Source organism: Rhodococcus sp. EPR-134, assembly GCF_001647205.1.
Lineage (GTDB): Bacteria > Actinomycetota > Actinomycetes > Mycobacteriales > Mycobacteriaceae > Rhodococcus_F > Rhodococcus_F qingshengii.
This window is the reverse complement of sequence record NZ_LVCT01000364.1, coordinates 1-9,113: the sequence shown is the minus strand read 5'-3', so window position 1 is coordinate 9,113 and position 9,113 is coordinate 1. Positions and strand designations below refer to the sequence as shown.

General features: G+C 60.8%; 9 protein-coding genes and 3 pseudogenes. 10 read left to right on the top strand and 2 right to left on the bottom strand.

Translation table 11 applies throughout. The annotated features are described in order from the left end of the window. A pseudogene (locus A2J01_RS16460) lies at positions 1–1,596 on the top strand (peptidoglycan biosynthesis protein MviN); the annotation flags it as partial. A gap of 140 nt (positions 1,597–1,736) precedes the next feature. Beyond that, positions 1,737–1,955 (top strand): annotated as a pseudogene (locus tag A2J01_RS36880) (sigma factor); the annotation flags it as partial. Between the two features lie 20 nt (positions 1,956–1,975). On the opposite strand, the gene A2J01_RS16450 reads toward A2J01_RS36880, so the two are convergent. Both A2J01_RS16450 and A2J01_RS16445 read right to left on the bottom strand, forming a co-directional pair. Further along, entirely contained in the window at positions 1,976–3,217 is a 1,242-nt protein-coding gene (locus A2J01_RS16450) for a tyrosine-type recombinase/integrase (protein WP_231915805.1), read from the bottom strand. Beyond that, positions 3,198–3,818, bottom strand: coding sequence for a helix-turn-helix domain-containing protein (locus A2J01_RS16445; RefSeq protein WP_064113117.1), 621 nt, complete (start codon positions 3,816–3,818; stop codon positions 3,198–3,200). Before A2J01_RS16445 ends, A2J01_RS16450 begins: the two co-directional genes overlap by 20 nt. Before the next feature lie 101 nt (positions 3,819–3,919). Here A2J01_RS16445 and A2J01_RS16440 point away from each other — a divergent pair, with 101 nt between their 5' ends. The 8 genes and pseudogenes from A2J01_RS16440 to A2J01_RS35830 all read left to right on the top strand — a co-directional run. Beyond that, complete coding sequence (locus tag A2J01_RS16440) at positions 3,920–4,171, top strand: helix-turn-helix transcriptional regulator (RefSeq protein WP_231915804.1); 252 nt, start codon at positions 3,920–3,922, stop codon at positions 4,169–4,171. A gap of 104 nt (positions 4,172–4,275) precedes the next feature. Next, positions 4,276–4,611 (top strand): hypothetical protein, encoded by a 336-nt coding sequence (locus tag A2J01_RS16435; RefSeq protein ID WP_030535769.1) that lies wholly within the window; start codon positions 4,276–4,278, stop codon positions 4,609–4,611. Next, on the top strand, positions 4,608–4,973 hold the full coding sequence (locus A2J01_RS16430; RefSeq protein WP_030535768.1) for a hypothetical protein: 366 nt from the start codon (positions 4,608–4,610) through the stop codon (positions 4,971–4,973). Before A2J01_RS16435 ends, A2J01_RS16430 begins: the two co-directional genes overlap by 4 nt. A 96-nt stretch (positions 4,974–5,069) precedes the next feature. Further along, positions 5,070–5,813 (top strand): bifunctional DNA primase/polymerase, encoded by a 744-nt coding sequence (locus tag A2J01_RS16425; RefSeq protein WP_082900886.1) that lies wholly within the window; start codon positions 5,070–5,072, stop codon positions 5,811–5,813. Beyond that, on the top strand, positions 5,810–7,717 hold the full coding sequence (locus A2J01_RS16420) for a hypothetical protein (protein ID WP_156519295.1): 1,908 nt from the start codon (positions 5,810–5,812) through the stop codon (positions 7,715–7,717). Before A2J01_RS16425 ends, A2J01_RS16420 begins: the two co-directional genes overlap by 4 nt. A 375-nt stretch (positions 7,718–8,092) precedes the next feature. Next, positions 8,093–8,587, top strand: a complete 495-nt coding sequence (locus A2J01_RS16410) for a hypothetical protein (RefSeq protein ID WP_156519294.1) — start codon at positions 8,093–8,095, stop codon at positions 8,585–8,587. Between the two features lie 3 nt (positions 8,588–8,590). Continuing rightward, a complete protein-coding gene (locus A2J01_RS16405) occupies positions 8,591–8,878 on the top strand; it encodes a hypothetical protein (protein ID WP_064113111.1) in 288 nt (95 codons plus the stop codon). 40 nt (positions 8,879–8,918) lie between these two features. After that, a pseudogene (locus A2J01_RS35830) lies at positions 8,919–9,113 on the top strand (hypothetical protein); the annotation flags it as partial.

The following is a 9,113-nucleotide window of genomic DNA, read 5'->3' as shown; positions in this document are numbered from 1 at the left end:
AAGACGGCTGCCGCTCAGACACCACCGCCCGCTGCACCTCGCACACCTGCCGCCGGATCCGCATCACGACCGGCCCAGCGACCGATGCCACGTGGACCGAAGCTCATCCCCGGCGCCTCTGTCGCCGGCGGACGCTACCGTCTGCTCGCGCCGCACGGCGGAACCCGCGGACTGCAGTTCTGGGAAGCTCTCGACGTCAAGCTCGACCGTGAAGTAGCCCTGACGTTCGTCGACGCCGATCAGCGCGGTGACGACGACAGCCAGTCCGGACCGCAGGCAGTTCTCTCACGCACTCTGCGCCTGGGACGAATCAACTCGCCCGGTCTGGCTCGCGTCCTCGACGTCGTCCGCGGAAGCTCGGGCGGCATCGTCGTCGCCGAATGGACTCCCGGCCGTTCGCTGCGTGAGATGGCCGAGACGACGCCGTCGCCGATCGGTGCAGCCCGCGCCATTCGCGCCCTCGCGGCGGCTGCCGAAGCTGCTCACCGCACCGGCGGTGCGCTGTCCATCGACCACCCGGACCGCGTTCGCATCAGCATCAACGGTGACGCCGTACTGGCGTTCCCGGCGACGCTTGCCGACGCCGATTCCACCAGCGACGTCCGCGGTCTCGGCGCCATGCTGTACTCGCTCATCACGGCGCGCTGGCCGCTGGCCGAACCGTCCGCCGGTCCCGTCGGTGGTTTGCTTCCCGCCGGCCGCGGCGCCGACGGGAACATCGTCGAGCCTCGGGTCGTCCGTCCGGAGGTTCCGTTCGACATCTCGGCCGTTGCGGTTCGAGCGTTGCAGTCGGAGAGTGGAATCCGCACTGCTGCCACCGTGCAGCACATCCTCGATCAGGCGTCCGTCGTCAACGACAAGACGGAAATGATTCCGGCACTTCGTCTCGGCCACCGCGAACAGGGTGCGTCGGGTCATGCACTGAACGACCCCGAAGCCATCGAGGCCGAGAAGAAGAAGTCGACGCGGATGCTCGCGGCACTGACGGCGCTCGGTGTCTTCACCGTGATCGTCCTGATTCTCCTTGTGGTGTGGGTAGCGAGCTTCCTCTCGGGTGGCAGTAACGACACCCCGCTCAGCGAGCAGAGTTTCGGACTGACCACCGAAGCCACTGCGCCCGAGAACAATTCACCGGCGCCCGCACCGGCGGCAGCAACCGTTCCGGTAGCTTCCTCGGCCGTAACGGTGTTCTCACCCCAGGGAACGCCGGATCAGCCGGCAACAGCGAAGAACGCCATCGACGGCAATCCGGCCACCGCATGGTCGTCGGATTCGTACTTCCAGCCGTTCCCATCGCTGAAGAACGGTGTCGGCCTGATGGTGACGCTTGCCGATGCCGCCAACCTGAAGAACGTTGCGATCACGTCTGATTCGCCGGGAACCGTCGTTGAAATCCGTTCTGCCCCTTCTGCGAATACTTCGCTGGATCAGACCAAGGAAATCGGATCGGGTGTCCTGAAGAACGGCGTGACCGACATTCCAGTCACGTCGGACGGCTCGGGTCAGTATGTCCTGGTTTGGATTACCCAGCTCAGCACCGAATCCGGACAAAACCAGACATCCATCTCGGAGATTGCATTCACTGCGGCAAAGTGATCGCCCTTGGCCCTTCTGAAACCTACCGACTGGGCTAATATCCGCCCGTGCACAGTTATCGGGGGGGCACCGGGGGCGGAGCCGGAAAATTCGAATCCAGAAGTTTCGAGAACAATAATCTCGAGGCGACGGATTTCGAATTGTTGACTGCTCATGTCGAGGGCGATCGGCATGCGTTCCGTGAACTACTGACCAGGCATCAGGATCATCTATGGCACGTTGCCCGGCGTACGAGCTACTCGGACGAGGACGCGGCCGACGCGCTCCAGGAGGGTCTGCTGTCCGCGCATCGCAAGGCGGCGAAGTTCCGCGGCGACGCGGCGGTGCGTAGTTGGCTCCACACCATCGTGGTCAACGCCTGGAATACCAGGTCAACAGCCTAAATGTTCCCTTCGGTACGCAGAGAGTACGCAGTAGCTCCGAGCGCCTCGTCGAAGAGTCCGCTGGCGGCCTTGCGGGTACGGTCCTCTGCCTTCGGCCACAGGTGGCTGTAGGTATCGAGCGTGACCGACGCAGACGAGTGCCCGAGTGCTCGTTGGACGGTCACTACATCACAGCCGGCCGCAATCAGGCCTGACGCGAAGTAGTGCCGTAGCGAGTGCAGCTTGACCTCCGTAACGCCTGCCGCGGCCCTAGCTTTACGCCAGCGCCCGCCGACCATGTTGTGCTCCATTGGGTTCCCGTTAAGGCCCTCGAAGATCCAGCGTTTCGGATCGTCACCCGGAACATGAAGGCGGATGTGCTCGGCCACCATGTCAATCAGTTCTTTGGGTGCAGCGACTGTGCGCTCGCTGCCGTACTTGGGTGGGCGGATCTCCACAACACCGCTACGGATTCGCTGCACCTGGCGTTCGACGTGAATCTCCCGGCGGAGGAAGTCGAAGTCCCCGACCTGAAAGGCTGACGTCTCACCCGAGCGTGCGCCAGAGAACGCGCACAGTGCGATGAAAAGCATGAACCGATCTTCGGCATTTGAGATGAGCTGGCCCACCTGCTCGCTGGTCGGAATGCTCATCGCCGCTTCAGCGCGCCGTGTACGCGGAAGTTTTACCCCTTGGCTCGGATCGACGGCCAGAGCTTTGTCGCGTATCGCTGCCTTCAGAATTGCGCGCACGTTCATCATTCGAGACTTGATGGTCGACGGCGCCAAGGGTTGATCCTGCATTGCCTTGACCCACGTCTCGAAGTGGCTAGCCCGCAAATCGGACATAGCTACATCTCGGAACGGAACAGTCCTGTCGAGACGGTCATTCTCGCGACGCGTGTGATGCACCCAGACTTGCCGGGGCGCCCACTCGGCATAGAAGCTGCCGAAAGTGATCTGGCCGCGCACAGGGTCGATGTAATTGCCGGTGACCTGACTCGCAACGATGTCATCGAGCCACTTCTGGGCATCAACTTTGCGGTCAAATCGTTGCGTTCGCTCTCGGCTGTCATCATCGACATACCTTGCACGCCAGCGCTTTCCGATGCCATACAGTTTGGGCCGTAGCGTCGTTTGCGGCGTCCCATCGTCATTGATTAGTTGATTGCCGTCGCCGTCAAGTAGGGGACGAGGTTTCTTGAGATCTCGCCATAAATCCTCGACGCCGGCGCGCCGGTTACGCTTCGGAGTCATCATTTTTTGTGCGCCATGCTTCAAGTAGCAAGTCAGCGTCGCTGAGCTCGGTGAGGCTCGCAAGGGTTTCAAGTTCTTTGATCAGAACATCACCACTGGAGCGCAGGTCAATCAGGCGCGCTAACGCCACTCCCATCCGTTTCACGTCAATTGGTAGCGCGATGAAGTCTTCGTTGGTTATGCGCACCTTTTCATTCGCGCCTCGATTGGCAGCCTTGAATTCCGGTGAACTCTTGAGTTCCTTTGAAACCTTAAGGGACATCCTGCGGAGGCTGGAGAGGTCACCCTTGAGCCGACGCAGGACTATGGCAGCACTTGCAGCCAATTCCTCATTAAGGGCATGGCGGTCTATCGCATGGGAGGTTCCCAGAAGTTGATCGATCGATTTCTCGAATACGCGAGCCAGGGCATCTGCTTCGTCAAGACGAATTGATCTTGGCCGCAACGAGTCTCGTGCTTCAATTTTCGTGATGGTCGTCGGATGCATCGCGACTCCAGCATCTGTAACTCGCCGAGCAAGGTCCGCCTGTGACCACTTGCGCCGCTCCCGCTCCCATTTGACGCGTTCGCCGAACCTCTGCTCTGCCGTTTCCATCGCCGCCATTTCAGCAACTTTACATTTTGGCTTGCATCGTGGCTAGCCAACGGTGTACAACGTATTTAGCACCTCCAAATCGGCAGGTTGCTAATTCAGGAGAAGAGACAATGAGCCTTCCCACCACGGCAGCGAGTCGCACTCACGCGGACGTCGCCTTTGAGATGGAGCGGTACCTCACGACCAAGCAGGTCAGCGAGAAGACAGGCATCCCAGTCAGCACACTTCGCTACTACCGCGCTAAGGGCATTGGTCCCGAGTCGCATGTACAGGGGAAGTCGAGAGTGGTCTACAAGCTCTCCAAGCTGCAGGAATGGCTCGTAGCCCAGGAATCCAACGGGGTTCGCGGCGGTGTCGCTTAATGAGGTGCCAACGAAAAAACGACACCGGCCGGGGGAGTTGCATTCCCAATTTGGCCGATGCCGTCCAGAACCCCAACAACCCTTACGAAAGCAGGAGATCTGTCATGAGTTTACCAATTATCCCTACCGTTGCCGAGGTTCTCGCGGGTGTGCCCTCAGGTGAGAGCGTCCACACCGTCGTAGCCGTGATGACTATCGGAAAAGTTGCGCCACACACGAGCGTTGATGTCGAGCTCAGCCGCTTCGATGCCCTCGATGATGAGGGTATCGCTCGTCCGTCCGAGTGGGAGGTCGAGTTCAGTAAAGGCGAGGGGAGCAGTTCTATCCATCCCTCCGAAGTGCCGGCCCTGATCGACACGCTGACCGAGATGTATCGGGCATACCTGGACCTCACCGTCGCCGCATTCCAGATGATCGAAGACGGGCAGGCCCCGAAATGACGATCATCGTGAATGCGCCGACAAGTGAACAAGTCTCGGCAAAGCTGGACGAAAATGGCGGCGAGAGCACCATTTTGGCCCAAGTTGAACGTGCTCCCTTCAAAGCTCAGATACTTCGATACGACGGGCATGACGGCGAGGAGTTCTTTACCGACCTCCCGCGCATCGAGATCGACTGCTCGGATCAGGACGGCGGAGAGATGTTCGTCGACCTGACGATCCTGCCGGATTACGTGGAGACGTTCGCGGAAGTAGTGAACGAGATCGTGTCCGACTACCGGGCCATCGCCAGCCGGTGCAAGCTTCTCGCCCGCAATGAGTCCGAGATCCGTACATCGGCCGACTACCGGGAGTCGCTGTGACCACAACAACTTTCGCGCTCACCTTCCTGTTGATCGTCGAGAACATCACGATCATCTGCCTGGGCGCCCTCCACTTCCACGAAACGAGGTATTCCGATGGTGCACCCAGAGGCGATCAGGATGCTGATCGAATTCACGGCAGCGCTGTTCCCGATCGAAGGCAAAAAAGCGTTTCTCGGCGGCGGGTTCCACAACGCCACCCGCGACCGAGACGCCCTCAACAGGCTCGCCCGCAAGTATCCGGGATGCAATTGGGGGTTGATCATCGCCGGCGTCATCTGGCTTGACGAAGACCCCCGCAACGGCGGAAATCTTGAAGAAGTTTTCAAATCCGTTGGTTTCCAGCAGTTACCAGAGACGCTCATCGTCAGAACAGGCTCGGGCGGTAGGCATATGGCGTTCCGGTACGACGGGAAGATTCGCGGCAAACTTGATCGACACCCTGGAATTGACCTGAAATCGTGGCGTACCGGCTACACCGTTGCCCCCGGGTCGACCCATCCTGAGACCGGGAAGCTGTACCGGATCGAACGTGACCTTCCGATCGCCCCGTTGCCACAAGAGCTGCTCCCTCTTGTGACCCCACCCGTCTACAAGCCGTCACCGGTCACCGTGAATCCGGAACGGCGCTCGGATGGCTTGGTGCGCAAGGTTGCCGAGGCTGTCGGTGGTGGCAGAAATCAGATCACGTTCTGGGCTTTGTGCCGTGCTCTCGAACGTGGGAGCAGTTCGGTTGTGCCTGAGATCCGCGATGCAGCACTGTCCACAGGTTTGACCGAGGGAGAGTTCGAAACATGTCTGAGATCGGCTCAGCGCACCGCTGGAAGGAGGGTCGGATGAGCAGCGACGAGTTCTTCAACGCCACAACCGAACTCCAGACCATCCGACAGTGGGCTCGAGCTCGCTACGCAGCCGAGTGGGCCGTCTTCGGTGGCGTCCTACTCCGTGTCGCCGCTACCACCGGACCCGAAGTCCAGTTGCCTGGTGTCATCGGCGGACGCGCATCACTGAACTTGTTGTGCGCGTTCGTCGCTCCATCCGGCGGCGGTAAGGGAATCTCGGACAAGGTAGCGCGTCTCGCATGGCCGGCGCCCATCGTCGAGCGCCCGATCGGATCGGGTGAGGGTATCGCAGCGACATTCGTGCCACCGAAAAAGGAAGGCGTCGAACCGATCACCAAGGCGATCATCAACGTGCCGGAGATCGACACCCTTGCCGGCATCGCGTCACGGCAAGGCTCGATCTTGTTGGCACAGCTGAAGTCGGCAGCGATGGGTGAACAACTCGGGCAGGCGAACTCCAGCGAGGCAACCACCCGTATCGTCCCTGCGCACACCTACAGGCTGTGCATGAGCGTCGGCGCGCAGCCTGCCCATACGGGGGTGCTGTTCAATGACACGACGGGTGGAACACCGCAGCGGTTCCTGTGGTTCCTCACCACTGATCCCGATATGCCCTCCGACGTCACTCCGGACCCCGAGCCACTGAATTCGCGTCTGCCGTTCTGGCGACCGGACGCCGACGGTGTTATCGAGATCGGCTACGGCCCGCCCGAGATCACCGAGATGATCATCGGGGCGCACATTGCACGGCAGCGTGGCCAGGAAGATGCGCTCGACGGACACGCCATGCTTACTCGGTTGAAGGTTGCAGCGTGCCTCGCGATTCTGCATCACCGGATCGTCGTTTCTGAACTCGATTGGCAACTGTCGGGGGTGGTGATGGAGGTGTCGAACCGAACTCGCGATTGGGTGGTGGCGGAATCCAAGAAGGTGGCCCGCCAGAAGGTTCGGGACCGCGCTCTCGCACGTGCTGCGGGAGATGAAGTTTATGACCAGCGGCTGCTCGATCGGGTCAGAAACAGTGTCACCAAGATGCTCGACAGAGACGGGGAACAGTCGAGCAGCGAACTACGTCGGCGGCTGGGGAAACGAGACAAGCGTGACCTCTTCGATCAGGCCGTCGCGGAACTAGAACACGAAGGAATGATCGAGCAGGTTCCGGGAAAAGAACGCGGAATCAGGTTCCGGATTGTTGGTCACCGTGACCAACCCGGTCACCCCCCGTTTCCGCAGGTCAGCGACGGTGACCAACTTGGTCACCGTGACCAAATACAAGCATCTGCTGATACGACTCATGCCGCTACCGCAGAGTTCAGCGCTGAACCAGAGTTCAGCACCTATATCAGCAGGTCAGAGACGCTGAACCAGAGTTCAGCGCTGAACTCGGAAGAGAGTATTCATGCCGATGAAACCGCAGATTCAGCGACCTCCAAGAGTCCTCTGCACGCCGTTGCCGACCCGACTCCGCCGACGACGATGACAGCGCGTCAGTGGATAGACGCGCACGTCTCCAAGATCCTCGATGGCGGCGAGAACACGGTCGAATCGTTAGAGGTCTACGAAGCGGGAAAGGCTGCTGGCTACAAGCTGGACAACCTCCGCCAAGCCGCCAAGAGTTCCTCACTGATCTCGGTCGCCGCCCGCAAAGGATCGGTGACGGTATGGAATCTCGGCGCCGGTGGTCAGAACACGATCGTCTCGGCGGAGGAATGGCTGACCGGCTGGCTGCGATCGACCGGCGGATGGGTGAAGGCTGCTGATGTGTACGCCGCGGGCCTCGCAGCTGGGTACGGGCGAGACACCGTTAAGTCGGCCAGTGTCCGCGCTGACGTGGACAAGCGGGGGCAGTCCATAGCGACTGAATGGTCCGTCGCCCCGGCCGTCGTCGAGCGGGGTGCTTGATGGCAGAGCAGGGTTCAGTCTCCGAAGCAACGCCGAGACGCCGGTCCGGTTCACGGAAGGAACCCGGAACCCTGTCTCTACTCGCGGAGATCCTCGAGAATCGGCCCAACCTTCCCGAGGCGAAGTGCCGAACGCATTGGGATCTGTTCGACAGCATCGCAGATCACAAGGCGACTGACGATGACAAGAACTACGCACGCGGGCTGTGCGGTCGCTGCCCGCATCTGACCGAGTGCCCTGATGCACTCACCGCACCCCACCGAAAGGCCGGATTATGGCCAACTACACACGTCCAATCCAGTGCACTCACCCTGAATGCCCGCACTTGACGCACCATCCGAGCGCCCTGTGCCCAGCCCACAGAAAGGACAGTTGATGAGAATCCAGCCCACCCCAGTTGGCGCCCCACGAGTGCGGGCCTACGTGAAAAGGTCCCGCATAGACATCGACATGGGCGGGGTCACCTACCAGCTCAGCAAAACCGAAGCGCTCGGACTCGCTGACGTACTGGTCGACATCGTTGAATCACTACCCCGATTGAAGGAGAACATCATGCACGACAGCGAAGATTCCACCTACCCTTCCGAATGGTCCGATCTGCCCGAGAAGCCCGAACTGCTCGACAAGTACCTGCCGAACGACCTCGAAATGGCCAAGCTCGCAGAATGGCTGGCCGACTATTACGCCGAGGATGCCCACGCCCGCCCCGGCTGGCTCGAACTGTCCGACAATCCCGAGCGGTATCAGAACCTCCTCATCGGGGCCGCGGAACTCCTCAAGCCCTATCTTCGGCACCCACTGACCTCGGCACGGCTGCGAGACCAAGCGATCGCGCACAAGCAGACCGCCATCGAGAAGAACCTCGGCTGAGCTATGAGCGAGAGCATCGGAAACCAACTCCCGCAGCCGGACCCACGAGGGCTACTCACATTCGACCACCTGCCTCGCGGCCTCCGCATTGCCGAGGACGCCACCCAAGCAGGTGACCATGAAACCTCGAAAGCGGTGAGCGGTGGGTCGCCGTGGACGAGGCCGGCGACGCCAGCAGAACGAACCCTGTTGACCCACCTGGGATACGAACTACCCGACGAACTCGACACCACCGTCCGGTACGTCACCAGCGGCGTACGGGAACGCACTTGGCCGACCCTCGACAACTGACCCCTCCCTACGGACTCACTGACACAGGAGCACCCGAAGCATGACTACACCTGCAGCACCAGAACCGCAGACCACCACACCCGCAGACCTAGCCGATCCACCAGTCACAGAGACGCCGGACAACGACGTCGAACGTGAAGAAAGCGGCGCCGACCTCGCGCACGTCCGCAAGCTCCGCTCCGAGAACAAAAACCTCCGCGAACGCGCCAAAACCGCCGAGGATCAACTCGGCACC